Genomic DNA, 26,524 nt, shown 5'->3' with positions numbered 1-26,524 from the left:
GACGCCACCGGGGCTTTAGTGCCTTTTCGACGCTCGGGTAGACTCCGCCGACTGTGACGCCTGCCGAGTCCCGCGCCCTGTCCGCGCCGCACCGGGAGGCGGCGGCCGGCCCCGACGAGACAGTGAGCCAGCACACTCCGGCCGGCGCGCCGCCCAGGGCTTCCGTCGCCACTGTCGAGCCCGCGCTCGCCGGCCCGGCCACGCCCACCGCCGTACCGACCGCTGCGCCGACCATCACGCCGGACGAGACCGGGGCGGACGACGGAGCGGAGGCACCGGCCGGAACGCGGCGGCGCCGGTGGACCCGGCGGCGGCAGGACCTCGCCGTGGGTGCGCTGTTCCTGCTCGCCGCGGTCTGGGTGACCAGCCGGATCTGGCTGGACCCGGCCGGTCGGGCGGCGTCGCTCTACACCGGCGACCCGGCCCAGGTGCAGTTCTTCCTGGCCCACTCGGTACGCGTGGTGCTGCACGGCGAGTACCCGTTCTACACCGAACAGTTCAACTACCCCGACGGCGTCAACCTGATGGCCAACACGGCCGTTCTGGCGCTGGGGATCCCGATGGTGCCGGTGACCCTGCTCTTCGGGCCGGCGGTGTCCTTCGTGGTGCTGGTGACGCTCGGCCTCGCCGGCACGGCGATGGCCTGGTACGTCATGCTCTCCCGGCACCTGGTGCGCACCCCGCTCGCGGCGGCCGCCGGCGCGTGGTTCTGTGGGTTCTCCCCGGCGATGCTCTCGCACGCCAGCTGGCACCCGAACATCATCAGTCAGTTCCTGCTGCCGTTCATCGTCTGGCGGGTGCTGGTCCTGACCCGGTCCCGGCGGCCGGTGCGCGACGGGGCGCTGCTGGCGCTGCTGGTCACCGCACAGGCGTTCATCAACGAGGAGATCCTGCTCTTCACGGCGATGGCCTGCGGGGTCTTCCTGCTCGCGGTGCTCGCCCAGGAGCCGGCCCGCTGGTGGGCGGCGTGGCGACCGCTCGCCGCCGGCCTGGCGACCTGTTCGCTGCTGGCCGGGGCGCTGCTGGCGTACCCGCTGTACGTGCAGTTCGCCGGGCCGATGGCGTACCACGGGCTCAGCGACGCCGTGCAGGACTACGGCAACGACATCGCCGCCTTCTTCGCCCCCGGCTCGCCCACCCTCGGCGGCAACCAGCGGGCCAACATCAACCTGGCGCCGAACTACTCGGAGGAGAACGCCTTCTTCGGCTGGAGCCTGTCGCTGCTCGCCGTCGGCGTCGTGGTGTGGCTGCGGCGGAACCTGGTCGTCCGGGCACTCGCGGCGACGGGCGTGTTCTTCGCCGTTCTGTCTCTCGGCGAGCGGGTCTCCTGGTGGGACCGGGAGCTGGTCGCCGGGCCGTGGCAGTGGCTTGTCCACCTGCCGTTGCTGGACGCGGTGGTGCCGACCCGGTTCGGTCTGATCACGAGCGCGGTGGTCGGTCTGCTGCTCGCGCTGGCCGTCGAGCGGGCCTGGGCGCTGCGCCCGGCCGACCGGCGTACCGTGCGGAAGCTGGTCGTCGCCGGCCTGGCGTTCGCACTGCTGCCGATCGCGCCGATGCCGCTGCGGATGGTCTCCCGGCCGCCGGTGCCGAAGTTCATCACCGCCGACCGCTGGCGGGCGTACGTCGCCCCGGACCAGACGCTGGTGCCCATCCCGGTGCCGAGCATGGGAAACACGCACGGCATGCGCTGGGCGGCGGCCACCAACCTCGACTTCAAGATCCCCGGCGGTTACTTCCTCGCCCCCCGTAACGGCAACACCGGTGACCCGGGCCGGTTCGGCGGCCGACCCAGCGGAGTGGGTCAGATGCTGGAGGAGGTGGCGACCACCGGCCGTACGCCCGAGTTGGACGACCGGCAGCGCCGCCGCTTCATGGACGAGTTGCGGCACTGGCGTGCGGCGATCCTGGTGCTGCCGGTCCGGCAGCAGAACGCCGAGCCGCTGCGGCGTACCGTCGAGGAGTTGGTTGGTCCGGGCCGCCAGGAGCTGGACGTCTGGGTGTGGGATGTCCGGACACTGACGGACCGCTCGGTCTGATGACCACCGGGACGGCGTCCCCGGAGACGACGGTCCCGGCGACACCACACCGGCCCCGGCCGGCGTGGCTGCCGGACGCACTGGTGGTGATCGGCTACCTGGCTCTGGCCGTGCTGCTGACCAGCGGGCAGTGGAGCAACCCCCGGCGGCTCTTCCACCAGGCCGGCGACCAGGTCCTCTTCGAGTGGATGCTGGCCCACGCGGCCCACTCCGTGGTTCAGGGGGAGAACCCGCTCTACAGCACCGCCCTGAACGCGCCGGACGGGGTCAACCTGATGGCGAACACCTCGGTGCTCGGCCTGGGTGTCCCGCTGACCCCGGTCACCCTGCTCGTCGGCTCGCAGGCGGCGTTCTGCGTGGCGGTCGTCTGCTGCCTCGCCGGCACCGCCACGGCCTGGTACGCGCTGCTGCGCCGCCGTCTGGTCACCGCCCGGTCGGCGGCGGCGGTCGGTGGGCTGATCTGCGGCTTCGCCCCCGGCATGATCGCCCAGGCGGGCGCCCACCTGCACATGGCCGCCCAGTTCCTGGTGCCGGCGATCCTCGCCCTGGTGTTCCGCCCCGGGCCGGGCTCCGGCGCGGTGTGGCGGCCCGGCGTCGGCCTCGGGCTGCTGCTCGCCTGGCAGGTCTTCATCGGCGAGGAGGTGCTGGTCTTCCTGGCACTCGCCGCCGGGGTGTTCGCGCTGGGCTACGCGCTCGCCGACCGGGTGGCCGCCCGGAGGCTCGCACCGGCCCTGCTGGGCCGGCTCGCCGTGGCCGCCGTGGTGGCGGCGGTGCCGCTGGCGTACCCGCTGTGGTTCCAGTTCCACGGCCCGCAGCACTACTCCGGGATGGCCTTCGCGGCGCACGGCTTCCAGTTGGACGCGGCGTCGTTCACCGCGTCGGCCCGGCAGACCGTGCTCGGCGACGACTGGCTGCCGGGGCTGCTCTCGCCGAACCCGACGGAGGAGAACTCGTTCTTCGGCCCCGGGCTGCTGGTGCTCGCCGTGGTGATCGTGATCTGGCTGTGGCGGCGACCGCTGGTCCGCGCGCTGGCCGGGTGCGGCCTCCTCTTCGCCCTGCTCTCGCTCGGCACCGAGCTGCGGGTGGACGGTAGGGCCACCGGTGTCCCGGGGCCGTACCGGCTGGTCGCCGGACTGCCGCTGCTCGACCTCGCGGTGCCGGCCCGGTTCGCGCTGGTCTGCGTGCCGGTGCTGGGCGTGCTGGTGGCGCTCTCCCTGGACCGGGTCCGGGCGGCGCGCCGGCCCTCGGTCGCGCCGGGACTGCCGGTGCGGCTGCTCTGGAGCGGCGCGGTGGCCGCCGCGTTGCTGCCCCTGGTGCCCACGCCGATCCGGGCGGTGCCCGTCGCGCCGGTGCCGGGGTTCGTCGCCGACGGCGGGTGGCGTCCACAGGTGCCGCCCGGTCGGACCATCGTGGCGGTACCCCCGGTCACCGGCGCCGGGTTCAGCCCGGTGATGCTCTGGTCCGCCCGGACCGGGCTGGCGTTCCGCGCGCCGGGCGGGTACTTCATCGGCCCGAGCGGGCCGGACGACCCGACGGCCCGCTGGGGGGCGCCGGACCGGCCCACCGCGGTGCTGCTGCGCCGGGTGGCCGAGACCGGTGCGGTGCCGGTGCTCACCGACGCCGACCGGAGTCAGGCCGTGGAGGATCTGCGGCACTGGCGGGCCGCGCTGGTGGTGCTCGGCCGGCTGCCGCACGGCGACCCGGTCCGCCGGACCGTCGACGATCTGCTCGGCCCGGGTCGACCGGTCGACGGCGGATGGGTGTGGGACGTCCGGGACCAGGTCGGCTGACCAGCGGCTCGACTACCCCACCAGCGCGCGGACGTCCCAGACCCAGACGTCGTCGACGCGTTGCGGCGGGCCGATCAGGGCGGTGACCAGGTCGCGCAGCACCGCCTCACGCGGGTGCGCCCCGAGCACCACCACCGACGCCCGCCAGAACCGCAGGTCCTCGACGGCCTGGCGGCGGTTCTCGTCGGTGAGCGCCGGCACCGCGCCGGTGTCCATCGTGGAGTAGATGAGGCTGCTCGTCGGCCGGTTCGGCGCGCCGAAGACGCCCTCGCCGACCTCGTTGGGGCCGATGAAGTAGCCGCCGGGGATGGGGAACTCCTGCCCGGTCAGCGCGCTCCAGCGCAGCGTCGGCAGACCGTGCACGTTGCTGGGGATCGGCACCGGCACCAGGGTCCGGCCCGCCGGCACGTACGGCCGCCAGCCGCCGGCGGTGATGAAGTGCGGCGGCGGGTCCATCGGCTGGGCCGGCAGCGGCCGGGGGAAGAGCGGCAGCACGGCGAGGGTGACCGCCGCGTACCCGACCGGGCGCAGCCACCGTCGGCGCGACGCGACCGGGGCGGGTGCGGCCGGCGTGCCGGACGCCGCGGGCTCGCCCGCGCGCGGTGCCGGCACCCGCGGCCGGTCGGCCGGCGGGCGGCCCTGGCGGGACGCCGCGTCCCAGGTCAGCGCGAGCAGTACGCCCACCGCGGCGGCGACCACCAGGGTCAACCGGGTCGGCATCATCATCTCGACCAGCGGCAGGTCGTCCGGCACGTACGACCACGGGCCGCGCACAGTGGTTTCCACGCCGTTGAAGCGCACCACCGGCCCGATGGCGGCCACGGTGAAGACCACGATCAGCACCGCGACGATCCGGGCGGCCAGCGACCGGCGGACGAGCAGCACCAGGGCCACCACCGAGAGCAGCACCAGCGGCCAACCGAACCAGGTGTTCTGCTCGGTCAGCCCGATCGTCTTCTCCACGGCCGGGTCGCCGGCCCAGGTGTCCCGGGCGAAGGTCACGAAGGCGACCAGATCCTCGCCCCAGTTGTGGAAGACGCCGCCCTGCAGACCGCGGTACGACTGCGGGCCGTTGAACTGGAACCAGATCGGGTACGCCGCGAGCACCAGCGCCAGCCCGCCGCCCACGCCGAGCGCGGCGAGGAACTCACCGGCCGCGGCCCGTGCCGCCGCCGGACGCTGCACGACGTACGCCAGCACGACGACCAGGCAGGCCAGCGCGGTGAGCAGCAGCATCTCCTCGTTGATGAAGATCTGGTACGCCACCAGCACGCCGAGCACCAGGCCGTTGCGCCGCCACCGCCCCGGCTCACCCAGTCGCAGCACCCGCACCACGATCAGCGGTAGCAGGAAGTTGGACACGAAGTTGGGCTGGCCGTTGGCGTGGTGGATGATGCCCGGCGCGAAACCGAGGAAGGCGCCGCCGACGAAGGCCGCCGCCCGGGAGCGCACCAGGTGCCGGGAGAGCATCCAGTACGCGGTGCCGGCGGTGGCCGCCAACGCCCCGCCCAGGTAGAGCGCGTACATCACCTGTGGGCCGAGCAGCATGGTCAGCGGGGCCAGCGGCAGGGTCACCCCGAGCAGCGAGGTGTTGGCCATCATGTTCACCCCGTCGGGGGCGTTCTGGCGGGCCGTGAAGAGCGGGTTCTCCAGGTGGCGCACCGAGTACGCGCCGTGCGCGAACAGCCACTCGAACCAGCTGTGGTCGGTGGGCAGATGGGAGGAGACCCGGCCGGTCACGTCACCCCAGTAGTTGAGGCAGACGAACACGCCCAGCAGCACATAGGCTCCGAGGGCCAACAGGTCGGCGCGGGCGGGTCGGCGTCGAGGCCGCCGTGTCGGCTCGACCTCGGCCGGTTCGGCGTCGGTCACGGGATTCAGCGAAGGGTCTACCACCGGCACGGCCACGACGCGCCATCGTACAGGCGACCATGCGTCGCATTTGCCGGGCCGGTGCACCTGCGGTCGGTTTGCCGGACGCGACCCGCCGGCGAGCCCGTACGCGGTGACGGAAGGACGGTCGGTGTCGATCATCGAGTTGGGCGAGGTCCGGGACGAGCCGACCCCGGCGCCGCCGGTCCGCCGACCCCGCGCCGCCGGTCGTCCGCTGCGCAGCGGGGCGGTGCTGCTGCTGGCCCTGGTCGCGCTGGCCGGCGCGGCACCGGCGACGGGACGGACGGTGAGCCCGGTGCCGGCCGCGCGGGCGGCGGCGGCGTACCTCAGCGCGGACGGCGTCTTCGTGGTCGACCCTCCGACATCCGGCGGGGACCGGTTTCTGACCGCCTACGCCCAACCGACGCCGGACGGGGATGTGCGGCGCCGGTGGCAGGCGCCGCTGGCCCGCAGCGGTGACTACCTCAACGTCCGGGTCGAGCGAGGGCTGGTGCTGGCCCTGGGGGCCAGTGCCGAGAACGGCGTGTTCCAGACCACCGCCTTCGACGCCGGGACGGGCCAGCGCCGCTGGCAGCATCCGGGGCGTTCCCAACCGACGGCCGACGGGGGCCTGCTGCTGGTCGACGACACGACGGACGGGCCGGGCGTGCTGAGCCGGGTCGAGCCCCACACCGGACGCCGGCTGTGGTCGGTGCCGATTCCGCCGCCCGGGAACCCCGCCTACCACCTGGACAACGGGCAGGTCGACCAGATCGTGCTCGTGCAGCCGACCGGCGAGGTGCAGGTGCACGACGCCGCCACCGGTCGTGAGCTGCGCAGCATCGACACGCTGACCGGTGACCGGTCGGCGTTCCAGCGGGTGCAGGTCGTCGACGACCTGCTGCTGCTCGTCCCACCCGGCAGCACCCGGCTGGTCGGCCACCGCCTGCCCGGGCTCGATCCGCTGTGGACGGTCGACGTGCCGCTGGTGTCGTACGTGGTCGGGTGCGCGGGCCTGCTCTGCGCCCTGCAGCAGACCGGCGGCCTTCAGGTTCTCGATCCGGCCACCGGCGCGGTGCGCTGGTCGGACCCGGGCCGGGACACGCTGGCCGACATCCGGCACGGCCGGCTGCTGGTGGCTGGGCCCGACCAGCGGTACGCGGCGCGGGACGCGGCGACCGGGCAGGCGCGGGCCGAGCTGGGCCGGTGGAACCTGGTGCCGACGCTCCGACGCGACGACCCGCTGGTCGGGGTGCGCCCGGCGGACGACGGGCGGCTGGTCGTCGCCGAACTGGACCTGGTGGCCGGCCGATCGCGGATCATCGACGTGCTCCCGGACGTCGTCGGCAACTGCCAGGCGTCCCTGCCGATGCTGCTCTGCCAGCGCCTCGACGGTTCGACCGCGCTGTGGCGGTTGCGGCCATGACCGGCCCGGTCATCGACCTCGGCGAGCTGCGGCACACCTCGGATCCCGACCCGCTGCCCCGCCCACCCCGAGCCAACGGCCGGGCGCCGCGGTGCGCCCTGGTCCTGCTGCTGGTGCTGGCCACCCTCGCCTCCGCCGGGCTGCCGCCCCGGCGGGACGTGGTGACGCTGCCGGCGCAGCTCGCCGCCGAGACGCTGCTTGACGGCGACCTGTTCGTGGTCCTCGACCCGAGCCCCGCTCGGCCGACCCAGCGGCGGCTGACCGTCTTCCGGCTGCCCGGTGGCCGGCCGGTCTGGCAGACCCGGGTGCCGGTGGAGGGCCGGTCCTGGGGGATCACACCGGTGGCCGGGACGCTGCTGGTCACGGTCTACGAGAGCACCATGCCCGGCCAGGGCACCCTGTCCGTGGCGTTCGACCGGGAGACCGGGGCGTACCGCTGGCAGCAGCCGGGCAGCCCCGCCGAGCTGGCCGACGGCAACCTGTTGCTGGAGTCGTCCAGCGGCGGAAACGACCCGATCGCCCTGCGCGCGGTCGATCCGTGCTGTGGCACCGTGCGCTGGCAGTTGTCCGTCACCGCCAACATCAACCTGCGGCACACCGGACGCGGGGCGGACCGGGTGGTGCTCTTCCGGGTGAACGGCCCGGTCGAGGTACGCGACGCGATCACCGGCACGCTGCTGGCCCGTGCCGACGTACGCCCACCCGGCGGTTGGCCCGGGGCCATGCAGGTGGTGAACGACCTGCTGCTGACCACCGCAGGCACCCCCGCCACGATCACCGCGTACGGGCTGGACCGGCTGGACCGGCTGTGGAGCGTCCCGGCCGCCCAGGAAGAGTTCGCGTCGGACTGCGGCCCTCTCCTGTGTCTGCACGTTCGTGGCGTCGGGCTGCGGGCGGTCGACCCAGCCACCGGTCAGGAGAGGTGGCGCAGCGACCGCTGGGCGTCGGTTTTTCCCTACGAGGGGCGGCTGATGGCCAGCGCGGCGACCAGCTCCGGCCCAGCCCTCGAACAACTCGTCGTCCTCGATCCGTTGACCGGTCGGGAGGTGGCCGAGCTGGGCCGGTGGGAGCTGACCCAGTCCGGCTTCGGCAGCCCGCTGGTCGGCGTGCGCCGAAACCCGGAGGGTGGGCTGCTCGTCGCGCGGTTGGACGCCCGCTCCGGGGAGGCGCGCATGCTGGACGTGCTGCCGGACGTCGCCGGGAACTGCCAGGCGAGCGTGGGCCTGCTGCTCTGCCAGCGTGTGGACGGCTCGTACCGGCTGTTCCGGATGCCCGAGTGATCACCAGTTGGGCTGAGCGGGCGGCGGGGGCAGCGGCACCGACGCGGGCCGCAGCACGTACGCCACGCCGCCGCTACCGCGCTGCCAGGCCGCCTCGAACCGCTGCCGGGGCACGGCCCGACGTACCGAGTCGTCGTCCGGCGCGTACGGGTCGTTGAGCACCGGGTCGCCGTCGGCGGTGAAACCGACCAGCACCATCAGGTGTCCCCTGGTGTCGTAGGGCAGACCCGGCACCTCGCCGGCCCGGAACGCGGCGGAGACGATCAGCGGGATGCCGGCGGCGATGAACGCCTCCGCCTCGGCCAGCGACCGCAGCCGGGTGACGAACGCGTCCACCCCGTGCAGGCCGGCGTAGGCGGTGTTGAACGGCCAGTTGCCGGCCCCGGCGTACGCGTGGTCGTAGCAGTGCCGGGCGGCGTGCACCACCACCGGTCGCGGGCCGGGTGGCTCCACCCAGGCGTAGCGCTCCGGCCTCGGCCCGGCACCCCAGTAGGCGAGCACCATCGAGGTGCAGGTGGGGCTGCACCAGGAGTCGCCGCCGCCTCCCCACTGCGGGTACTGGCCGGCGTGCAGCCGCTGCGAGTAGCGGGGCACGTCCAGCACGCGGCCCCGGGCCGCGGACGAGGCGGGCTCCGGCTCGTACCCCTGGCCTGCCGGGGTGGGGCCGGTGGCGACCGCCCCGATGCTGCGCAGCACCGGGCCGGTCAGGCTGTCGGCCGGCCGGCACAAGGTCACCCGCGCCTGCCAACCGGTGACCGTCGCCCCGCCCACGATCAGGGTGTCGGTGTCGACCCGGGCGTCGCCGTCGCGCTGCCCGGGCACCGAGGTGCGGTGCACCGCGCGGTCGTCGGCCGCCCAGCGGGCCAGCAGGTACCAGCCGGTGCCGGGCCCGTCGTCGTGCCAGCCGCGCAGCTCGACCTCGATCCAGCAGCCGTCGGGGGCGTCGGCGGTCCAGGACGGCACCACCTCGGCGACTGCGAAGCCGACCCGTACCGGCGGTGACGTCCACGTGCCCCGCGACACCGGCTGGTCGGCGTCGCGCAGGCCCAACCCCCGCTCGGCGGCGTGCAGGCCGTCGGCGGTGCCGGCAGTCGTGTCGGCCGGCAGGTGGAAGCCCCGGTAGGCGATGTCCCGCCGGGTGGGTGGTGCCGCGATCGTCATGCCAGGTCCGTTCGTCGCTTGCGTCCGGCGAAGCATCGCGTACGCCGAAAAGGTCCGCAACGTCGCCCGGCGCGGGCGGCGAGGGACGATGGTTTGCCGGCCGGCACTAGGTTGTCGGTGGTCAGCAGCGAGGAGGCCGGGATGCGGGTACTGGTGGTGGAGGACGAGCGCAACCTCGCAGACGCGATCGCGCGCGGGTTGCGCAAGCGGGGGATGGCCGTCGACGTGGCCTACGACGGCGACGCCGGCCACGAGGCGGCTTTCGTCACCCGGTACGACGTGGTCGTGCTGGACCGCGACCTGCCCGGCGTGCACGGTGACCAGATCTGCGCCGACCTGGCCGCCTCCGGTGCGCTGACCCGGGTGCTGATGCTGACGGCCAGCGGCACGGTGGCCGACCGGGTGGAGGGGTTGCAGCTCGGCGCGGACGACTACCTGCCCAAGCCGTTCGCCTTCGACGAGCTGGTCGCCCGGGTGCAGGCGCTGGGCCGGCGGGCCACCCCTGCCGCGCCCCCCGTGCTCGAACTGGCTGACCTGGTGCTCGACCCGGCACGACGGGTCGCCACCCGCGCGGGCGTGCCGGTCGACCTCACCAACAAGGAGTTCGGGGTGCTCAGCGAGCTGCTCAAGGCGCGCGGCGCGGTGGTCTCGAGCGAGGAGCTGCTGGAACGGGTCTGGGACGCCAACACCGACCCGTTCACCACGATCGTCCGGGTCACGGTGATGACGCTGCGCAAGAAGCTCGGCGACCCACCGCTGATCGAGACGGTGGTCGGCGCCGGCTACCGCACCGCGGAGGTGGGGGCATGACGGGGCGGGCGCGGTTGCGGCCCACCCTGCGGTTGCGGCTGACCCTGCTCAACGGCGTGCTGCTGGTCGGCGCGGGAGCGATCCTGGTGCTGCTGGCCTGGCTGCTCGTCCGCGACGCGCTGCGGCCCACCGACGAGCTGCTGCCCGGCACCACGGTGGTGCTGGCCGACGGCCGCACGCTGGACGCCGGCCAGTGGCAGCGTCAACTCCTCGACGCCGCCTCCGGTGAGCTGCTGGCCAAGGGCCTGGTCGCGCTGCTGGCGATCAGCGTGGTCGGGGTGGCCGGCGCGTACGCGGTGGCCGGCCGTGCACTGCGTCCACTGCACCAGGTCACGGCGACCGCGCAGCGGCTCGGCGAGGCGACCCTGGATCAGCGGATCGGCTACTCGGGCGCCGACGACGAGGTGGCCGAGCTGGCCAAGACCTTCGACGCCATGCTGGACCGGATCGCGTCCGCGTTCGAGGCGCAGAAACGCTTCGTGGCCAACGCCTCGCACGAGCTGCGTACCCCGCTGGCCGTGATGCGGACCGAGATCGACGTCACGCTCAGCGACGACGACGCGGACGCCGGTGAGTACCGCCGGATGGCGACCGTGGTCCGGGACGCCTCGGAGCGGGCCAACGGTCTGGTGGACGCGCTGCTGGTGCTGGCCCGCAGCGAGGCGCAGGCCGGGCGGCGGTTGGGGCGGCGCACCGAGTGTGACCTCGCGGCGGGCACCGCCAACGCGCTGTCGGCGATGCGCCGGGAGGTCGAGCGGATCGGTCTGCGGGTGCAGACGTCGCTGGAGTCCGCGCCGGTGGTCGGCGACCCGGGCCTGCTCGACCGGCTGGCCGGCAACCTCATCGAGAACGCGGTCCGCTACAACCACCTGCACGGCCGGCTCTGGGTGCGTACCGGCACCGACGGCGAGCGTTCCTGGCTGGTGGTGGGCAACACCGGTTTCGAGGTGGACCAGGCCGACGTGCCGGGGCTGTTCGAGCCGTTCCGGCGCGGCGGCCGGGAACGGACCGGGGCCCGCGGTTCCGGCCTGGGGTTGTCCATCGTCCGCGCGGTCTGCGACGCGCACGGCGGCACGGTACGGGTGATCGCGCAGCCCGGCGGTGGCCTGGAGGTGACCGTCACGCTCCCGTCGGCGGATGCCCCGCCCGTCGCCGGCCCGGTGTCCGCCGTCGGCGGCTGACCCGGCCTCGACGGGGTTGCGGGCGGTCCGCACCCGATGGAAAGATCACCGGGTCAGCTCGATCGAAGGGGGGTGCGTCGATGTCCACCAGCACTGGCTCCGCGCCCCGGGTCCCTCTCGGCTGACTCCCTGAGGCGGAGCATCCCATCCAGCACGGAGGGAACAGCCGCGTATCCACGGAACGAGCGCCGCGTGACACGCAGGCGCCGGGAAGCGCGTCCCCACCACCACTGTGGAGGAACAACCGTGAGTTCGACGATTCACAACATCAGCATCGACTGTCACGACACGTACGCACTGGCCGGTTTCTGGTCGCAGGTCTTCGACTGCCCCCGGCAGCCCGACGACTTCCCCGGCGACCCCGAGGCGATGCTCCTGCCGTCGGGCGGCCCCGAGGTGCTCTTCCTCGCCGTGCCGGAGGACAAGGCGGTGAAGAACCGGCTGCACCTGGACATCCAACCCACCGACCGGACCCGGGGCGAGGAGGTCGAGCGGCTGCTCGGCATCGGCGCGGTGCACGTCGCCGATCATGTCGGCCCGACCGGCGGGGGTTGGGTGGTGCTCGCCGACCCGGAGGGCAACGAGTTCTGCGTGCTCGGTAGCCCCGCCGAGCGGGCGGCGGCAGCGGCGGCGCGGGCCGCGTCGACGAACGTCGCGGGGGCGGGTGACGTGCCGGCCTAGGTGGCCGGCGGTACGGCCGCTTGACGGCCAGGATCCGCGCACCTTCAGGGACGTTGTCGCCTCGGGCTCGACAGAGGCAGCAGTTTCCCCGAAGGTGCGCGGATCTTGCGCTTCCGTTCGGCTCAGGAGCGCTGCTCGACCTGGCCCCGGATGGTGGCGAACTCGACCTCTGCCTCGGCGCCGGTCTTGAAGAAGACCACCACGAGACCCACGCTGCCCCGGTCGGCCCAGACGCAGACGCCCAGCGGCACCCCGTCGGTCTTGCCGTCGCCGCAGCGCGCGTCGCCACCGAGCGGCCCGGGCTCGACCGGCGCCATGGTGGCCACGCCGAGTTCGGCGGAGAGCCCGGTGACGGCGGTGTCCAACTCCTTCTTCGGGTCCGTCATCAGGCCGGACGTGCCGGCGATCATGACGAGGTCCTGCTTCGCCGGGTCGCCGTAGAAGGCGCCGACGGCGCTGGTCTCGTTCTGCACCGTCGCCTTCATCTCGGCGACCATGTCGTCGGAGAGCTTCTGCAGCTCCGGGTCCTCGATCTTCGGCCGGCCGGCGAGGGTGGCCGGCGCGACCACCCGGGTCGTGGTGGCGTCGACGACATCGCCGACCTCGTCCTTGACGGCGAACCAGGTGATCGCCGCACCGCCGAGGCAGAGCACCAGCACCACGGACAGCACGATCAACACGATCTTGCCGACCTTCGACTTCTTCGCCGGCGGCGGGCCGCCGGCCATACTCGGGCCGCCGTACGGCTGACCCGGCTGTGCGGGCGGGAAGCCCTGCTGCTGCGGTGGGAAGCCCTGCTGCTGGGGGAAGCCCTGCTGCTGCGGCGGCGGCCAGCCACCGGGCTGCTGCGGCTGCTGCGGCGGGGGAGGGGAATCGTGCGGCGGGCCGTAGGGGTTGGCCGGCGGCTGGGACATCAGTCAGCTCCAAGATGGGATTGCAAAGCGGGTGATCTTAACCCGGTGGCAGGTCGGCCCGCTGCCCGTTTACACGTGCCCTGCGCTGGGTCTTTGCGATCCCATGCGGGGTCGCGCGCATCCTCGCGCGGGCCGTGCGCGCGTGCCCGTGCGATCCGCTGCCGGAGAAACGACCGCGGTGGCCGGCCCGTCCACGAAGGACGGTCCGACCACCGCGACGATGGTGCTGCGATCGGTCAGGCGGGCAGGCTCGCCGCCCCGCGCGGCAGGAACCGGCGGCCGGTGACCCGCTCGGAGGTGCCGGTCCGGTCCAGGTACGGCGTGACCCCACCCAGGTGGAACGGCCAGCCGGCGCCCAGGATCATGCACAGGTCGATGTCCTGCGCTTCTGCGACCACGCCCTCGTCCAGCATCAGCCGGATCTCCTGCGCGAGCGCGTCGAGCGCGTTCTGCCGGACCTGCTCCTCGGTGAGCGGCTGGTCGCCGACCACGAGCAGCTTCGCGACTTCGTCGTTGATCTGGTCGTCGACCACGATCGGCTGGCCCGAGTCGGCGATCCGCTTGAGGTTCTCGCTGACTCCGAACCGGTCCGGGTACGCCGCGTGCAGGGTGCCGCCCACGTGGTACGCCACGGCCGGCCCGACCAGCTGGAGCAGGGCGAGCGGGCGCATCGGCAGGCCCAGCGGGTCCAGCGCGCTGTTCGCCACGTCCAGCGGGGTGCCGGCGTCGACGGCCGCGAAGACGGTGCCCAGGAAGCGGGTGAGCAGCCGGTTCACCACGAACGCCGGGGCGTCCTTGACCAGCACGGAGGACTTCTTCAACTGCTTGCCCACCGCGAACGCGGTGGCGAGGGTGACGTCGTCGGTGCGTTCGCCGCGGACGATCTCCAGCAGCGGCAGCACGGCCACCGGGTTGAAGAAGTGGAAGCCGACGACCCGCTCCGGGTGCTCCAGATCCGCGGCCATCTCGGTGATCGAGAGCGAGCTGGTGTTGGTGGCGAGCACCGCCTCCGGAGAGACGATCTTCTCCAGCTCGGCCCACACCTGCTTCTTGACGCCCAGGTCCTCGAAGACCGCCTCGATGACGAAGTCGGCGTCCGCGAAGGCGCTCTTGTCGACCGTGCCGCTGACCAGGCCGTACAGCTTGGCGGCGGTGTTCTTGTCCATCCGGCCCCTGGTGACGGCCTTCTCAATCTGGGTGTGCACGTAGCCGACGCCCTTGTCCACGCGGGACTGGTCCAGGTCGGTCATCACGACCGGCACCTGGAGGCGACGGGCGAACAGCAGCGCCAGCTGGCTGGCCATCAGGCCGGCGCCGACGATGCCGACCTTGGTGATCGCGCGGGCCAGGCCCTTGTCCGGTGCGCCGGCCGGGCGCTTGGCCCGCCGCTGCACCAGGTCGAACGCGTACAGGCCGCTGCGCAGCTCCTCGGAGAAGACCAGGTCCGCGAGGGCCTCGTCCTCGGCGGCGGTGCCGGCCGCGAAGTCGGCGTCCTTCGCCGTCTCCAGCAGGTCCAGCGCCTTGTACGCGGCCGGGACCGCGCCGTGCAGCCGCTGGTTCAGCGTCTCCCGGGCGAAGTACAGCACGCCCGCCCACATGTCCTTGTCGACCTCGGGCCGGGTCACGGTGACCTGGCCCCGCACCACGCCGGCAGCCCACTCCAGGGACCGCTCCAGGAAGTCGGCCGGCTCCAGAAGGACGTCGGCGATGCCCAGCTCGGCGGCCTGCTTCGGCTTGAGCATCTTGTTCTGCATCAGCGGGTTCTGGATGATCACCTGGGTGGCGGCGGGGATGCCGATCAGGTTCGGCAGCAGCTGCGTGCCGCCCCAGCCGGGGACCAGACCGAGGGAGACCTCGGGCAGGGCGAGCGCCGCCGCGCCACCGGAGAGCGTCCGGTAGTGGCAGTGCAGTGCCAGCTCCAGGCCACCGCCCATCGCCGCGCCGTTCACGAACGCGAACGTGGGCACGGTGCTGTCCTTCAACCGGGCGAAGACCCGGTGGCCGAGCCGGCCGATCTCCAGCGCCTGCGCGCGGTCGGCGAGCTGCGGCAGGCCGACGATGTCCGCGCCCACGCAGAAGATGTACGGCTTGCCGGTGACCGCGATGAACGCCGGGTCGGCGGCCAGGGCGGCGGTGATCGCCTCGTCCAGGCTGGTCAGGCCGGCCGGCCCGAAGGTGTTCGGCTTGGTGTGGTCGAAGCCGTTGTCCAGCGTGATCAGGGCGGCGGGCCGGTCCAGCCCCGGTACGTTCACCTGACGCAGCAGCGCCCTGGTGACGACCTCGTTCGGTGCGGCGAGCGCGCTCACTTGTTGCCCTCCGTCCAGTGCGGGTTCTCCCAGATCACGGTGCCGCCCATGCCGATGCCGATGCACATGGCGGTGAGGCCGTAGCGGACCTCGGGGTGCTCGGCGAACTGGCGGGCCAGCTGGGTCATCAGCCGCACGCCGGAGGAGGCCAGCGGGTGACCGATGGCGATGGCGCCGCCCCACGGGTTGACCCGCGGGTCGTCGTCGGCGATGCCGAAGTGGTCGAGGAAGGCGAGCACCTGCACGGCGAACGCCTCGTTCAGCTCGAAGAGGCCGATGTCGTCGATGCTGAGCCCGCCGATGCGCAGCGCCTTCTCCGTCGACGGGATCGGGCCGACGCCCATCACCTCCGGCTCCACACCCACGAAACCGAAGGACACCAGCCGCATGGCGACCGGCAGGCCCAGCTCGCGAGCGACGTCCTCGGAGGCGAGCAGGCTCGCGGTGGCACCGTCGTTGAGGCCCGCCGCGTTGCCCGCGGTGACCTTGCCGTGCGGGCGGAACGGGGTCTTCAGGGTGCCGAGCTTCTCCAGCGAGGTGTCCCGGGGGGCCTCGTCGACGGTGGCCAGACCCCAGCCACCCTCCGCGTCACGGATGGACATCGACACCAGGTCGTCCTGGAGCTTGCCGTTGGCGTACGCCTTGGCGGTCTTCTGCTGCGAGGCGAGCGCGAACGCGTCGGTGCGGGCCTTGGTGATGTGCGGGACCAGGTCGTGCAGGTTCTCCGCGGTGGCGCCCATGACCAGCGCGGACGGGTCGACCAGCTTCTCCGCGACGATGCGCGGGTTGGGGTCGACGCCCTCTCCCATGGGGTGGCGGCCCATGTGCTCGACGCCGCCGGCGATGGCAATGTCGTACGCGCCCATGGCGATGCCGCTGGCCACGGTGGTCACCGCGGTCATCGCGCCGGCACACATCCGGTCGATGGCGAAGCCGGGAACGGTCTTGGGCAGACCCGCCAGCAGGGCGGCGGTGCGCCCGATGGTGAGGCCCTGGTCGCCGATCTGGGTGGTGGCCGCGATGGCGACCTCCTCGACCCGCTCCGGCGGGAGCTGCGGGTTGCGGCGCAGCAGTTCACGGATGCAGCGGATCACCAGGTCGTCGGCGCGGGTGTTGGCGTACATGCCACCCGCCTTGCCGAACGGGGTACGGACGCCGTCGACGAAGACGACATCCCGAACTTCACGGGGCACTTGAGCCTCCTATTCGACCATCATTCGGCGTTCGCGCCGGTAGGCGGCACTCCGGACCGGATGAGGGTCGCCGACACGGGCACGTTCCCCCGAATGCTACTCGCCAGTAACCAAACCCGTACCCACCCCCCGTTGTGGCCCACCCCACACCTCACCCGGTGGAGGAGATCAGGAAAGGGACGGCGGTTCCGGGCTCAGGGCCGGAGTCAGGTGGGGGGTGAGGAGAGCGATCTGCCATTCGCGGGCGTTGAAGCCGCGCAGGGTCTCCGCCACCGTGGCCTCGGTCAGCTCCTCCGGTGGCGTCCACGCCAGCCGACGGACCGAATCCGGGGTGATCAGGTTCTCCGGAGGCAGGTTGTGCTCGGCGGCGATCCTGATCACGACCTCCCGGCAACGGGCCAGCCGACCCGCGGCCACCGGGTCCCGCTCGGCCCACCGGTGCGGCGGGGGCGGACCCTCCACCGCCGGGGTGACCGGCAACGCGTCGTCCGGCAGTTGCCGGGCGTCGTCCAGCGCGGCGAGCCAGGTGCGAGCCAGCCGGCGTACCGACCGACCGCCGAAACCGGGCAGCGTCAGCAGCGTCTTCTCGTCCTTCGGGTCCAGCTCGGCGGCGGCGATGATCGCCGAGTCCGGCAGCACCCGACCGGGCGCCGCGTCCCGCCGGGCCGCGATCTGGTCCCGGGCGTACCACATCGAACGGACCCGGGCCTGCGCCCGCGCCCCGCGCACCCGGTGGATGCCCGAGGTGCGTCGCCAGGGCTCCGCGCGGACCCGGGGCGGGCGTGCGCCGGTGCGGACCAGCGCGGCGAACTCCTCCGCGGCCCACTCCGACTTGCCCTGTCGGGCCAGCTCCGCGTCGAGCGCGTCGCGAAGGTCGGTGAGCAGCTCCACGTCGAGGGCCGCGTAGGTCAGCCACGACTCCGGCAGGGGACGGCTCGACCAGTCGGCCGCCGAGTGGTGCTTCTCCAGGGTGTAACCGAGTAGCTGCTCGGTCAGTGCGGCCAGGCCGACCCGCTCGAACCCGGCCAGCCGAGCGGCCAGTTCCGTGTCGAACAGTCGGCGCGGACGCAGCCCCACCTCGGCCAGGCAGGGCAGATCCTGACTGGCCGCGTGGAGCACCCACTCGGCCTCGCCGATCACCGCGTCCAGCGCGCTGAGGTCGGGCAGCGGCAGCGGGTCGATCAGCGCCGTGCCCGCACCGGCCCGGCGCAGCTGCACCAGGTACGCGCGTTGGCTGTACCGGTATCCGGAGGCCCGCTCGGCATCCAGGGCGACCGGGCCGGTGCCGGCGGCGAAACGGGCCACGACCTCGGCGAGCTCGGCCGGGGCGGCCACCGGATCGGGGGTGCCGTCACGCGGTGCGATCAGCGGAACGGGCCCACCGTCGGTCGGGTCGGTCCCCTGGCTCGCCGGCTGCGGCTGGGCCGACGGCGGGTGCTGGGGTGCGTTTCCCGGGAGTTCTTCGGTGGGCCGACGGCGCAGGGGTGGTTCGTCGGTCACCTGCCAACCCTAGTGCGCGCGGTGATCCGGTGGGTGCAGCCGGTCCGGTGCGTGTCGGTCAGGTGTCCGCAAGGTGTCCTTTCGGATGCCGGACATCGGGGGAGACAAAGCCCGTTCGCGCAGGTACGGTCCATCGAGCCGCCGGCCCGGATCGCGTGAACACGGGTCGATGGCGGCACGGGGAGACCACGGAAAGGCAACGCGATCATGACGGCTGGCTTCGGTTCGGGGGACGGGCGAGCGGCGGGCGCCGAGCCTGACGGTGCGGGCGGGAGTCCGCCCGGGGCCGAACGGCCGGGACCGTTGCCACCGCGCATCGAGCCGCACCCCGGTGCCGGTCCGGTCTTTCCCGGCACCCCGCTCGGCGGCACCGATCCGTCCCCGGCCGTTCCGAACCCCCGCACCGGCTGGTCCGCACCACCCAACACCGGGCAGTGGGGCGCCCCACCGGCTCCCCACGGCACGGTGCCGGCGGGCTCGTACGGCGGACCCGGCCCGGGTGCCGCCCCGACCTACGGCACCGGCGCACCACCGGCGTCCACCGGCACCGGTGGCTACGCACCGGCCGCCGGGTCGGGTTTCCCGCCCGCCGCCGGGCCGAGCTTCCCGGGAGCGCAGCCAGGCTGGCCGGGTGCCGCCCCGCTGCCGGCCGCCCCGCCCCGCCGTCGTCGCTGGCCGGTCGTGCTCGCCACGCTGGCCGTCGTGGTGCTGGCCGCGGTGGCCGGGTTGCAGGCGTACCAGCTCGACCGGCTCGGCGACCGGCTCGCCGACACCGATCGGCGCCTGGCGCAGGCCCAGGACGGCGACGGCACCCGCCTCGACGGCCTGGAGCAGCGGACGGAGGCGCTGGAGAAGCAGGCCGGTGCCGCGTTCAACCCGGAGGCGGTGGCCAGCGCGGTGCTGCCCAGCGTGTTCCGGGTCCGCGCCGGCGAGTTCACCGGCACCGCGTTCGCGGTCGGCAAGCCGGTCGCCGGTGGCGGAACGAACCTGTTCACGAACTTCCACGTCGTGGAGGCCGTCTGGGACGGTGGCGGACGCCAGGTCTTCCTGGAGCGCACCGACCAGCGCTTCCCGGCCACCATCGTCAAGGTCGACAAGACCAACGATGTGGCGCAGTTGCGCACCACCGGCAAGTTCACCGGCCTGATCACCGCGTCCGCCGTGGTGAAGTCCGGCCAGCAGATCGTCGTCGTGGGCGCTCCGCTCGGCCTGGAGGACAGCGTCACCACCGGTGTGGTGAGCGCGCTGCGCGACGCTCAGGGCAACTCCGGCCCGGCCATCCAGTTCGACGCCCCGATCAACCCGGGCAACTCCGGCGGACCGGTGGTCAACGGCAGCAAGCAGGTGGTCGGCATCGCCACCGCCAAGGCTCGCGACGCCGAGGGCATCGGGCTGGCCGTACCGATCAAGGTCGCCTGCGACGGTTTCAAGATCTGCTGAACCGGTGGCACGGCGACGTCGCCGTGCCACTCACACCACCCGCGGCCCTCGCCGGCCGTCTCCCATCGGCCCAGGTCCCCGGACCGGGGCGAATTCCGCCGCACCCGGTCCGTCGCGCCCACCGGCACGGGACCAGCTCACCTGGAGGAACAACCATGTCCCAGCCACCCACCGGGCCGGAGGGTCTCCCGCCGGCCACCCCGGAGCAGTTCCCGTCCGCCGCCGACCAGACCGTGGCGCACCCGACGGTGCCGCACCCGACGGTGCCGCACCCGACCGCCGACCGGACCGCGCAGTACCCGGCCGGTCCGCCCGCGCCGGCACCGCAGCAGTACGCGCCGGCCCAGCCCACGCCGCAGCAGTACGCCCCCGGCCAGGCAGCGCCGCAGTACGGCGCCGCCCAGCCCGTGCCGCCCCAGTACGGCACCCCGCAGGCCCCGGCCGGCTACCCGGCGAGCGCCCCGCCGTACGCCGGACAGGTCTCCGCCCCGCCGGTCTCCGGTCCGGCGTACGGCCAGCCGATGTCCGCTCCGCCGGGGATGGCGCCGCCGTTCGGCCCGCCCCCGGCGCGCGGCAGTGGCCGGGGCCGCGCGGTGCTCGTGCTGGCCCTGGTGGCCGCGCTGCTCTTCGTCGTGAGCGGGGTGATGACCGGCCTGTACGTGACCAAGAACGGCGAGCTGAACCGTACGGAGAAGCGGCTCACCGGTCAGGTCAGCGAGCGTGACGGCACGATCGCGGCCAACACCACGGAGATCGCGAAGCTCAAGACCGACCTGCAGACCATGCAGGACAAGCTCGACAACACCGAGCAGGACCTGACCGGCACGCGCAACGACCGCGACGAACAGGCCCGGCAGAAGAAGGTCATCGCCAGCTGCCTGGACAAGTTGACCACCGCGCTCGGCGCGGCGGCGGCCGGCAACAAGGGTGCCTACGACTCGGCGATGAAGGGCCTGGACAAGGTCTGCGACGAGGCGGACAACTACCTCTGACAGCCGCCGCGATCGTGGGGTTGTGGCGCCGGGCTCTCCGCGCACCGCAACCCCATGATCGACTCAACGGTCGCGTGGGTCGCGGGTCAGGCCGCGCCGGCGGGCCGGCGATCCGACAGGGCGGTCACCCCGGGTGGCGGTAGCCCCGCCGTGGAGGCGAGCAACGCGCACCAGCCGAGCAGGTGCGGGGCCAGATCGTCGTCGACCGGGGTCCAGGAGGCGCGGATCTCGATGTCACCGGCGGTCGGCGGGCCGGCCAGGTCACCGAACCGGGTCGACATGGTCTGGGTGACCGTCCCCCCGATCGCCCGGTGGCCGGCGTCGTGGGCGTCCAGCGCGTCGGTCAGCCAGGTCCAGCCCACGCCGGGCAGCAGCGGGTCGGCCGCCAGGTCGACCTCCAGCTCGGCGGTCACGTAGGTGACCAGCCGCAGAGTGCCCTGCCACGCCTCGTGTCCGACCGGGTCGTGCAGCAGGATCAGCCGACCGGTGGCCACCTCGTCGCCGTCGCGCAGCACGGTCGCGGAGAGCGCGAACGCGTACGGGGCCAGCCGCTGGGGAGCGCCGACCTCCTCCAGCGTGATCTCCGGTCGGGGCGCCGCCGCGCGCAGCCCGGCGACCGCGCGGGCGAAGGTCTCCGGGAGCGCGATCGGGGGGGCCATGCCGGCAGCCTATGCCGCCGCCCGCCCACCCGCTTCGACGGCGCGCCGACGCCCGGTTTCCGTACCAGGGCTCGGCTGTGCGGTACCCGCCGTCGCGGACGGGCGGCTCGTGGCACCGGCCGTCGACAGCGGCCGGTGCTCCACCGGCGGCGTTAGGAAGGTCCCTTCCTTTCACCCCCGGCGGGGAGAGGGCGGAGGTCGTGGCACGATTGCGGCGATGACCACGGACACCACGGGCACTGCCGCCCGAGACGGAGAACAGCGCCCCGGCGGACCGGCCGACTCGCCCTTCATCCGGGCCTGCCGGCGCCGGCCCGGCCCGCACACCCCGGTCTGGTTCATGCGCCAGGCCGGCCGCTCGCTACCGGAGTACCGGGAGATCCGGGCGAGCGTGCCGATGCTGGAGTCCTGCCGCCGCCCGGAGCTGGTCACCGAGATCACGCTCCAGCCGGTACGCCGGCACGGGGTGGACGCCGCCATCCTCTTCAGCGACATCGTGGTGCCGGTGGCCGCGGCCGGGGTCGACCTGGACATCGTGCCGGGCACCGGCCCGGTGGTCGCCGAGCCGATCCGCACCGCCGCCGACGTGGAGGGGATCCGCCCGATCACCCGCGACGACGTCTCGTACGTGGACGAGGCCGTCCGGCAGTTGGTGGTCGAGCTGGGCGACACCCCGCTGATCGGCTTCGCCGGAGCACCGTTCACCCTGGCCAGCTACCTGGTCGAGGGGGGTCCGTCGCGGACCCACGCGAAGACCAAGGCGCTGATGTACGGCGATCCGGAGCTGTGGCACGCGCTCTGCGGCCGGCTGGCCGAGGTGACGCTGGCCTTCCTCCGGGTGCAGATCGAGGCCGGGGTCTCCGCCGTGCAGCTCTTCGACTCGTGGGCGGGCGCCCTCTCCGAGGCCGACTACCGGCGCTACGTGCTGCCGCACTCGACGGCCGTGCTCAGCGGGCTGGCCGACGCCGGGGTGCCGCGGATCCACTTCGGGGTGGGCACCGCCGAGCTGCTCGGCGCGATGGGCGAGGCCGGCGCCGACGTCGTCGGCGTCGACTGGCGGACCCCGCTGGACGTGGCCACCGGCCGGATCGGCCCGGACAAGGCGGTGCAGGGCAACCTGGACCCGTGCGTGCTGCTCGCGCCGTGGCCGGTGGTGGAGGCCGAGGTGCGCCGGATCCTGGACCAGGGCAGGGCCGCACCCGGGCACGTGTTCAACCTCGGCCACGGGGTGCTGCCGGAGACCGACCCGGAGGTGCTGACGCGGGTGGTGGCCTTGGTGCACGAGCTTTCCAGCCGCCGGGCCGACCAGGGCTGACGCGATGCGGCAGCCCTGGCGGGTGGCGGTGGTCGGCGGCGGGATCGCCGGGTTGGCCGCCGCGGCCCGGTTGCGCGACGGCGCACCGGCCGGCACCGAGATCACGGTGTACGAGCAGTCCGGCGCGCTGGGCGGCAAGCTGCGCACCGGGGAGCTGGCCGGCCAGCCGGTGGAGTTCGGCGCCGAGTCGTTCCTGATGCGCGACCCGACCGGTGCGGAGTCGGCGGCGGTGGCGCTGATCCGCCGGCTCGGAATGGCCGAGCAGATCGTGCACCCCACGGTCGGGCAGGCCGCGCTGGTCGTCGACGGGGGGCTGCGGCCCGTTCCGGGCGGCACGCTGGTGGGCGTACCCGGGGATCTGGAGCGGGTGACCACGGTCGCCCGCCCGGCGGCGGGCGCCGACACCGACGGCGGCCGGCCGCTGGTCGCGCCCGACGCGGACGTGTCGGTGGGCGCGCTGGTCCGGTCCCGCTTCGGCGACGAGGTGGTCGACCGCCTGGTCGACCCGATGCTGGGCGGCGTGTACGCGGGCCGCGCCGACGATCTCTCGCTGGTCACCACGATGCCGGCGCTGGCCCGCGCGGCCCGGGTGGAGCACACCCTGGTCGGCGCGGTCCGGGCCGCGCAGGCCGCCGCGCCGCGTGCCCCCGGCGCCCCGGTCTTCGGCACCCTGGCCGGCGGGCTGAGCAGCCTCGTCGAAGCGGCCGCGACGGCCAGCGGCGCGACGGTACGGCGTGACGCCGCCGTTCGCGAACTGACCTCGACCGACACGGGTTGGCGGCTCACGGTCGGCCCGACCCGGGACCCGGAGCTGGTCGAGGTGGACGCGGTGGTGCTGGCGGTGCCGGCCCGGCCGGCGGCCCGCCTGCTCGCCGGCCCGGCTCCGGCGGTCGCCGCGGGCGTCGGCGAGCTGGACTACGCGAGCGTCGCGCTGGTCACCCTGGCCTTGCCGCAGCCTCGGCTGCCCGAGCTGTCCGGCTTCCTGGTGCCGAGCACCGAGGGTCTGCTGATCAAGGCGGCGACCTTCTTCACCACGAAGTGGGGGCACCTGCGCCGGCCGGACGGGCTCGCGCTGGTGCGCGCCTCGGTGGGCCGGTACGGCGAGGAGGCACAGCTCCAGCGCCCCGACGCGGACCTGGCGGCCACCGTGCACCGGGAACTCTCGGCGGTGCTCGGCACCGGACTGCCCACTCCGGTCGACGGGCACGTGCAGCGGTGGGGCGGGGCGCTGCCCCAGTACACCCCGGGGCACGCCGACCGGGTCGCCGCCGCGCGGACGGCGTTGCGGGCCGCGTACCCCACCCTGGTCCTCGCCGGCGCCGGCTACGACGGCGTCGGTGTTCCGGTCTGCGTCCGCTCCGGCGAGACGGCGGCCGACGAGATCATCACAGCACTGGGAGGATCGGCGAGATGACCGAGCAGACCAACGCGGCCCGGTTGCGGGAGCTGAACGACAGCATCCGCTACACCATGTGGTCGGTGTTCCGGGCCAGCGCACCGCTGCCGTCGCTGCGGGACAACGTCACCGGTGAGGTCGAATCCCTCTTCGAGGAGCTGGCCGGCAAGGACGTGGTGATCCGGGGCGTGTACGACGTCTCCGGGCTGCGCGCCGACGCGGACGTGATGATCTGGTGGCACTCCGCCTCCAGCGACGCGCTCCAGGACGCGTACCTGCGGTTCCGCCGCACCACCCTCGGCCGGGCGATGACCCCGGTCTGGTCGCAGATGGCGCTGCACCGGCCGGCGGAGTTCAACAAGAGCCACATCCCGGCGTTCCTGGCCGGTGAGGAGGCCCGCCCCTACATCTGCGTCTACCCGTTCGTCCGCTCCTACGAGTGGTACCTGCTGCCCGACGCCGAGCGGCGCGAGATGCTGGCCGAGCACGGGAAGATGGCGCGCGGCTACCCGGACGTGCGGGCCAACACGGTGGCCTCGTTCGCGCTGGGCGACTACGAGTGGATGCTCGCCTTCGAGGCCGACGAGCTGCACCGCATCGTCGACCTGATGCGTGACCTGCGCGCCTCCGGCGCCCGCCGGCACGTCCGCGAGGAGGTGCCCTTCTACACGGGTCGCCGCCGCTCGGTGGCCGAGATCGTCAACTGCCTCGTCTGACCCGGGTCACCGGTTCCTGCGCGATCTTGCACTTCCTGCCCTGGCAAAAGGGGCGAAAGCCGTGATGGTGTGGCAGGAAGTGCAAGATCGCGGAACGGGGTGGGGTCAGAGCTGGCGGGTCATCACCTGCGCGTGTCCGGCCCCGCTGGGCAGCAGGTCGCCGAGTTCGTTGGTCGGAGTGAAGCCGCTACGTCGGTAGAGCGTGGTCGCCGCCGTGTTGTGGGGAGCGACGTTCAGGCGAACCTGGTGCGCTCCCAACTCCTTCGCCCACTGGGCCACCGCGTCCACCAAGCGGTGCCCGACACCGTGGCCGCGCGCCTCGGGGCACACCCACATCGAGATCAGCTCCATGACGAGCGGATCTGGCGTGGGTACGCCGCTGGCCATCCCGACCGGCCGTCCGTCCAGGACGGCCACGAGGTTGTGGGAGCCGGGGATGCTCAGCCGGTTGCGCCAGCGCTCCTCACGGTCGCCGTCACCCTGCCAGTCGGACAGCCGGGCGCCGAACGCGTCCGGCGCCTCGGTGAGGGCGGCCAACCGCAGCTCGCGCCAGGTCGGCCATTCGTGAGGGGTGAGCACCCGTGTCTCGATCATGCGGGGATCGTGCCGGGGGCCGACGTCCCGCACCACCGGATTTCCCGCCGGCCGGCGCCGCACCCTGGCCCGGGTGCGGCGCCGGACAGGGTCAACTGGTCGTGCAGGAGAGCGATGGGACGGGGTTGCCGCCGTTCCACGAGCCGAGGAAACCGAACGTGGTGCCCGCTCCGGCCGCCAGGGCGCCGTTGTGAGCGACGTTTCGTGCGGTGACCAGTGTGCCGTTGGTGCTGACGGTGGCGTTCCACGCGGAGCTGACCTGCTGGCCGTTGCCGTAGTTCCAGCTCACCGACCAGCCTCGGGTGGGCGAGCCGCCGGCGGTCACCCGGACCTCGGCCTGGAAGCCGCCGGCCCACTGGCCGGTGACCGCGTACGTCGCCGTGCAGGCCCCGGCCGGTGGCGGGGTGGCCGGCGGCGGCGTGGTGGGCGGGGGAGTCGTGGGCGGCGGGGTGGTCGGCGGGGGCGTCGTCGGCGGCGGCGTGCCGGATCCACCGGAGAAGTCGACGTCACTGCACAGGTAGTACGACTGGTCCAGGTGGCTGGCCTGCCAGATGGTGTAGACGATGTGCCGGCCGGTGCGGCCCGACGCGTTGACCGGGATCTCGATGGAGACGCCACCGGTCTCCTGCTTCCACTGCGACGCCGGGGTGTTGCCGATCTGGCCGGACAACACCAGGTCGTCCCAGCCGAGTTGCTCGGTCAGCGGGTTGAAGCCCTGCCGGGTCACGTACACCCGGATGTAGTCGGCGCCGTGGCTGGCCTGGTCGAAGAAGCGGACCCGGAAGTTGCTCGACACCGGGGTGGTCTTCCAGGCCCCGACGGTGTCCAGGGCGTTGTAGCGGCCGCTCTGCGTACGCCCGCCGCTGCACAGCTGGCCGTCGGGGATGGCGCCCTGGTGGTTGCCGGCCACGCCCTCGCGGAACAGGCCGTTCCAGTTCCACATGGCGTTGGGGTCGGCCTGCCAGGCCTGCCAGCACATCGGGTCCTCGGTCGCCATCCGCGGATTCTGGAAGTCGCTGCCCCAGCGTTGCCAGCAGCCGTAGTTGCGCGAGGCCGGGTCGACGACCGAGCCGTGCGCCGAGGCGGGGCGGACGAGTGCGCTGGTCAGTGCGGTGGTCAGCAGGAGCGCGGCGGTCGCCGCGATGGCGAGCGACCAGAGCACGCGTGGTGATCTTACGAGAGTGGACATGGAGCCCCCGGGGGGTGAGGTCGGACGACGACACCCGGACTGCCGGGAGATGCCCGCTCCCGTGCCTACTCGC

21 protein-coding genes are annotated in these 26,524 nt (G+C 73.5%); 12 read left to right on the top strand and 9 right to left on the bottom strand.

Going from position 1 to position 26,524, the window contains the following annotated elements:
* The first annotated feature begins 53 nt into the window (after positions 1 to 53).
* Both ACTWLT_RS04735 and ACTWLT_RS04730 read left to right on the top strand, forming a co-directional pair.
* Complete coding sequence (locus ACTWLT_RS04735; RefSeq protein ID WP_445317282.1) at positions 54 to 2,036, top strand: DUF6311 domain-containing protein; 1,983 nt, start codon at positions 54 to 56, stop codon at positions 2,034 to 2,036.
* On the top strand, positions 2,036 to 3,826 hold the full coding sequence (locus ACTWLT_RS04730; protein ID WP_445317281.1) for a DUF6311 domain-containing protein: 1,791 nt from the start codon (positions 2,036 to 2,038) through the stop codon (positions 3,824 to 3,826). Before ACTWLT_RS04735 ends, ACTWLT_RS04730 begins: the two co-directional genes overlap by 1 nt.
* Before the next feature lie 12 nt (positions 3,827 to 3,838).
* Here ACTWLT_RS04730 and ACTWLT_RS04725 read toward each other — a convergent pair whose 3' ends face one another.
* Positions 3,839 to 5,698: a DUF6311 domain-containing protein gene (locus ACTWLT_RS04725; RefSeq protein ID WP_445317280.1), complete on the bottom strand. Its 1,860-nt coding sequence runs from the start codon at positions 5,696 to 5,698 to the stop codon at positions 3,839 to 3,841.
* A gap of 151 nt (positions 5,699 to 5,849) precedes the next feature.
* Between ACTWLT_RS04725 and ACTWLT_RS04720 the strand changes: the two genes are divergently transcribed.
* Both ACTWLT_RS04720 and ACTWLT_RS04715 read left to right on the top strand, forming a co-directional pair.
* Positions 5,850 to 7,124: an outer membrane protein assembly factor BamB family protein gene (locus tag ACTWLT_RS04720; protein ID WP_445317279.1), complete on the top strand. Its 1,275-nt coding sequence runs from the start codon at positions 5,850 to 5,852 to the stop codon at positions 7,122 to 7,124.
* Complete coding sequence (locus ACTWLT_RS04715) at positions 7,121 to 8,404, top strand: outer membrane protein assembly factor BamB family protein (protein ID WP_445317278.1); 1,284 nt, start codon at positions 7,121 to 7,123, stop codon at positions 8,402 to 8,404. Before ACTWLT_RS04720 ends, ACTWLT_RS04715 begins: the two co-directional genes overlap by 4 nt.
* Here ACTWLT_RS04715 and ACTWLT_RS04710 read toward each other — a convergent pair whose 3' ends face one another.
* Positions 8,405 to 9,565 carry a C39 family peptidase gene (locus tag ACTWLT_RS04710; protein WP_445317277.1) on the bottom strand — a complete coding sequence of 387 codons (1,161 nt, stop codon included), beginning with the start codon at positions 9,563 to 9,565 and terminating at the stop codon, positions 8,405 to 8,407.
* Between the two features lie 141 nt (positions 9,566 to 9,706).
* Here ACTWLT_RS04710 and ACTWLT_RS04705 point away from each other — a divergent pair, with 141 nt between their 5' ends.
* The 3 genes from ACTWLT_RS04705 to ACTWLT_RS04695 all read left to right on the top strand — a co-directional run bounded on the left by ACTWLT_RS04705 (position 9,707) and on the right by ACTWLT_RS04695 (position 12,237).
* Positions 9,707 to 10,375, top strand: coding sequence for a response regulator transcription factor (locus ACTWLT_RS04705; protein ID WP_088951539.1), 669 nt, complete (start codon positions 9,707 to 9,709; stop codon positions 10,373 to 10,375).
* The gene (locus tag ACTWLT_RS04700; protein WP_252416531.1) at positions 10,372 to 11,556 is read left to right on the top strand and encodes a sensor histidine kinase; all 1,185 of its coding nucleotides are present in this window, start codon (positions 10,372 to 10,374) and stop codon (positions 11,554 to 11,556) included. The genes ACTWLT_RS04705 and ACTWLT_RS04700 overlap by 4 nt, the downstream gene beginning before the upstream one ends.
* A 246-nt stretch (positions 11,557 to 11,802) precedes the next feature.
* Positions 11,803 to 12,237, top strand: a complete 435-nt coding sequence (locus ACTWLT_RS04695; RefSeq protein WP_445317276.1) for a VOC family protein — start codon at positions 11,803 to 11,805, stop codon at positions 12,235 to 12,237.
* A gap of 122 nt (positions 12,238 to 12,359) precedes the next feature.
* On the opposite strand, the gene ACTWLT_RS04690 is transcribed toward ACTWLT_RS04695, so the two are convergent.
* From ACTWLT_RS04690 to ACTWLT_RS04675, 4 genes are all read right to left on the bottom strand, one after another.
* Complete coding sequence (locus tag ACTWLT_RS04690) at positions 12,360 to 13,151, bottom strand: hypothetical protein (protein WP_445317275.1); 792 nt, start codon at positions 13,149 to 13,151, stop codon at positions 12,360 to 12,362.
* A gap of 236 nt (positions 13,152 to 13,387) precedes the next feature.
* On the bottom strand, positions 13,388 to 15,457 hold the full coding sequence (locus ACTWLT_RS04685) for a 3-hydroxyacyl-CoA dehydrogenase NAD-binding domain-containing protein (protein WP_445317274.1): 2,070 nt from the start codon (positions 15,455 to 15,457) through the stop codon (positions 13,388 to 13,390).
* Complete coding sequence (locus ACTWLT_RS04680) at positions 15,454 to 16,650, bottom strand: thiolase family protein (RefSeq protein ID WP_252416527.1); 1,197 nt, start codon at positions 16,648 to 16,650, stop codon at positions 15,454 to 15,456. The genes ACTWLT_RS04685 and ACTWLT_RS04680 overlap by 4 nt, the downstream gene beginning before the upstream one ends.
* Positions 16,651 to 16,818: 168 nt before the next feature.
* Complete coding sequence (locus ACTWLT_RS04675) at positions 16,819 to 18,150, bottom strand: ribonuclease D (RefSeq protein WP_252416526.1); 1,332 nt, start codon at positions 18,148 to 18,150, stop codon at positions 16,819 to 16,821.
* Positions 18,151 to 18,357: 207 nt separating this feature from the next.
* Here ACTWLT_RS04675 and ACTWLT_RS04670 point away from each other — a divergent pair, with 207 nt between their 5' ends.
* Together ACTWLT_RS04670 and ACTWLT_RS04665 are read left to right on the top strand one after the other, a co-directional pair.
* Positions 18,358 to 19,590 (top strand): S1C family serine protease, encoded by a 1,233-nt coding sequence (locus ACTWLT_RS04670; RefSeq protein ID WP_445317273.1) that lies wholly within the window; start codon positions 18,358 to 18,360, stop codon positions 19,588 to 19,590.
* 155 nt (positions 19,591 to 19,745) lie between these two features.
* Positions 19,746 to 20,582: a hypothetical protein gene (locus tag ACTWLT_RS04665; RefSeq protein ID WP_445317272.1), complete on the top strand. Its 837-nt coding sequence runs from the start codon at positions 19,746 to 19,748 to the stop codon at positions 20,580 to 20,582.
* Positions 20,583 to 20,668: 86 nt separating this feature from the next.
* On the opposite strand, the gene ACTWLT_RS04660 is transcribed toward ACTWLT_RS04665, so the two are convergent.
* Positions 20,669 to 21,241, bottom strand: coding sequence for a DUF3000 domain-containing protein (locus tag ACTWLT_RS04660; protein ID WP_252416523.1), 573 nt, complete (start codon positions 21,239 to 21,241; stop codon positions 20,669 to 20,671).
* 217 nt (positions 21,242 to 21,458) lie between these two features.
* Between ACTWLT_RS04660 and hemE the strand changes: the two genes are divergently transcribed.
* From hemE to hemQ, 3 genes are read left to right on the top strand one after another with little or no spacing between them, the layout of a single operon-like run.
* Positions 21,459 to 22,556 (top strand): uroporphyrinogen decarboxylase, encoded by a 1,098-nt coding sequence (hemE, locus tag ACTWLT_RS04655; RefSeq protein WP_445317271.1) that lies wholly within the window; start codon positions 21,459 to 21,461, stop codon positions 22,554 to 22,556.
* Positions 22,557 to 22,560: 4 nt separating this feature from the next.
* Positions 22,561 to 23,970: a protoporphyrinogen oxidase gene (hemG, locus tag ACTWLT_RS04650; RefSeq protein WP_445317270.1), complete on the top strand. Its 1,410-nt coding sequence runs from the start codon at positions 22,561 to 22,563 to the stop codon at positions 23,968 to 23,970.
* The gene (gene hemQ / locus ACTWLT_RS04645) at positions 23,967 to 24,668 is read left to right on the top strand and encodes a hydrogen peroxide-dependent heme synthase (protein ID WP_252416520.1); all 702 of its coding nucleotides are present in this window, start codon (positions 23,967 to 23,969) and stop codon (positions 24,666 to 24,668) included. The genes hemG and hemQ overlap by 4 nt, the downstream gene beginning before the upstream one ends.
* 105 nt (positions 24,669 to 24,773) lie before the next feature.
* Here the strand turns inward: hemQ and ACTWLT_RS04640 are convergent, their stop codons facing one another.
* Together ACTWLT_RS04640 and ACTWLT_RS04635 are read right to left on the bottom strand one after the other, a co-directional pair.
* Positions 24,774 to 25,262 carry a GNAT family N-acetyltransferase gene (locus tag ACTWLT_RS04640; protein ID WP_445317269.1) on the bottom strand — a complete coding sequence of 163 codons (489 nt, stop codon included), beginning with the start codon at positions 25,260 to 25,262 and terminating at the stop codon, positions 24,774 to 24,776.
* A 91-nt stretch (positions 25,263 to 25,353) separates the two neighbouring features.
* Complete coding sequence (locus tag ACTWLT_RS04635) at positions 25,354 to 26,451, bottom strand: lytic polysaccharide monooxygenase auxiliary activity family 9 protein (protein WP_445317268.1); 1,098 nt, start codon at positions 26,449 to 26,451, stop codon at positions 25,354 to 25,356.
* Between the last annotated feature and the right edge of the window lie 73 nt (positions 26,452 to 26,524).

It is taken from the genome of Micromonospora yongxingensis (genome assembly GCF_052601155.1).
Note: the sequence above shows the minus strand (reverse complement) of the source record. Positions and strands in the feature narration are given on the sequence as shown.

Bases quoted from the DNA above. Each gene is read 5' to 3' on its own strand.
- ACTWLT_RS04730 (WP_445317281.1), top strand. From the start codon at position 2,036: ATGACCACCGGGACGGCGTCCCCGGAGACGACGGTCCCGGCGACACCA.
- ACTWLT_RS04715 (WP_445317278.1), top strand. From the start codon at position 7,121: ATGACCGGCCCGGTCATCGACCTCGGCGAGCTGCGGCACACCTCGGAT.
- ACTWLT_RS04710 (WP_445317277.1), bottom strand. From the start codon at position 9,565: ATGACGATCGCGGCACCACCCACCCGGCGGGACATCGCCTACCGGGGC.
- ACTWLT_RS04705 (WP_088951539.1), top strand. From the start codon at position 9,707: ATGCGGGTACTGGTGGTGGAGGACGAGCGCAACCTCGCAGACGCGATC.
- ACTWLT_RS04700 (WP_252416531.1), top strand. From the start codon at position 10,372: ATGACGGGGCGGGCGCGGTTGCGGCCCACCCTGCGGTTGCGGCTGACC.
- ACTWLT_RS04690 (WP_445317275.1), bottom strand. From the start codon at position 13,151: ATGTCCCAGCCGCCGGCCAACCCCTACGGCCCGCCGCACGATTCCCCT.
- ACTWLT_RS04670 (WP_445317273.1), top strand. From the start codon at position 18,358: ATGACGGCTGGCTTCGGTTCGGGGGACGGGCGAGCGGCGGGCGCCGAG.
- ACTWLT_RS04665 (WP_445317272.1), top strand. From the start codon at position 19,746: ATGTCCCAGCCACCCACCGGGCCGGAGGGTCTCCCGCCGGCCACCCCG.
- ACTWLT_RS04660 (WP_252416523.1), bottom strand. From the start codon at position 21,241: ATGGCCCCCCCGATCGCGCTCCCGGAGACCTTCGCCCGCGCGGTCGCC.
- hemE (WP_445317271.1), top strand. From the start codon at position 21,459: ATGACCACGGACACCACGGGCACTGCCGCCCGAGACGGAGAACAGCGC.
- hemG (WP_445317270.1), top strand. From the start codon at position 22,561: ATGCGGCAGCCCTGGCGGGTGGCGGTGGTCGGCGGCGGGATCGCCGGG.
- hemQ (WP_252416520.1), top strand. From the start codon at position 23,967: ATGACCGAGCAGACCAACGCGGCCCGGTTGCGGGAGCTGAACGACAGC.
- ACTWLT_RS04640 (WP_445317269.1), bottom strand. From the start codon at position 25,262: ATGATCGAGACACGGGTGCTCACCCCTCACGAATGGCCGACCTGGCGC.
- ACTWLT_RS04635 (WP_445317268.1), bottom strand. From the start codon at position 26,451: ATGTCCACTCTCGTAAGATCACCACGCGTGCTCTGGTCGCTCGCCATC.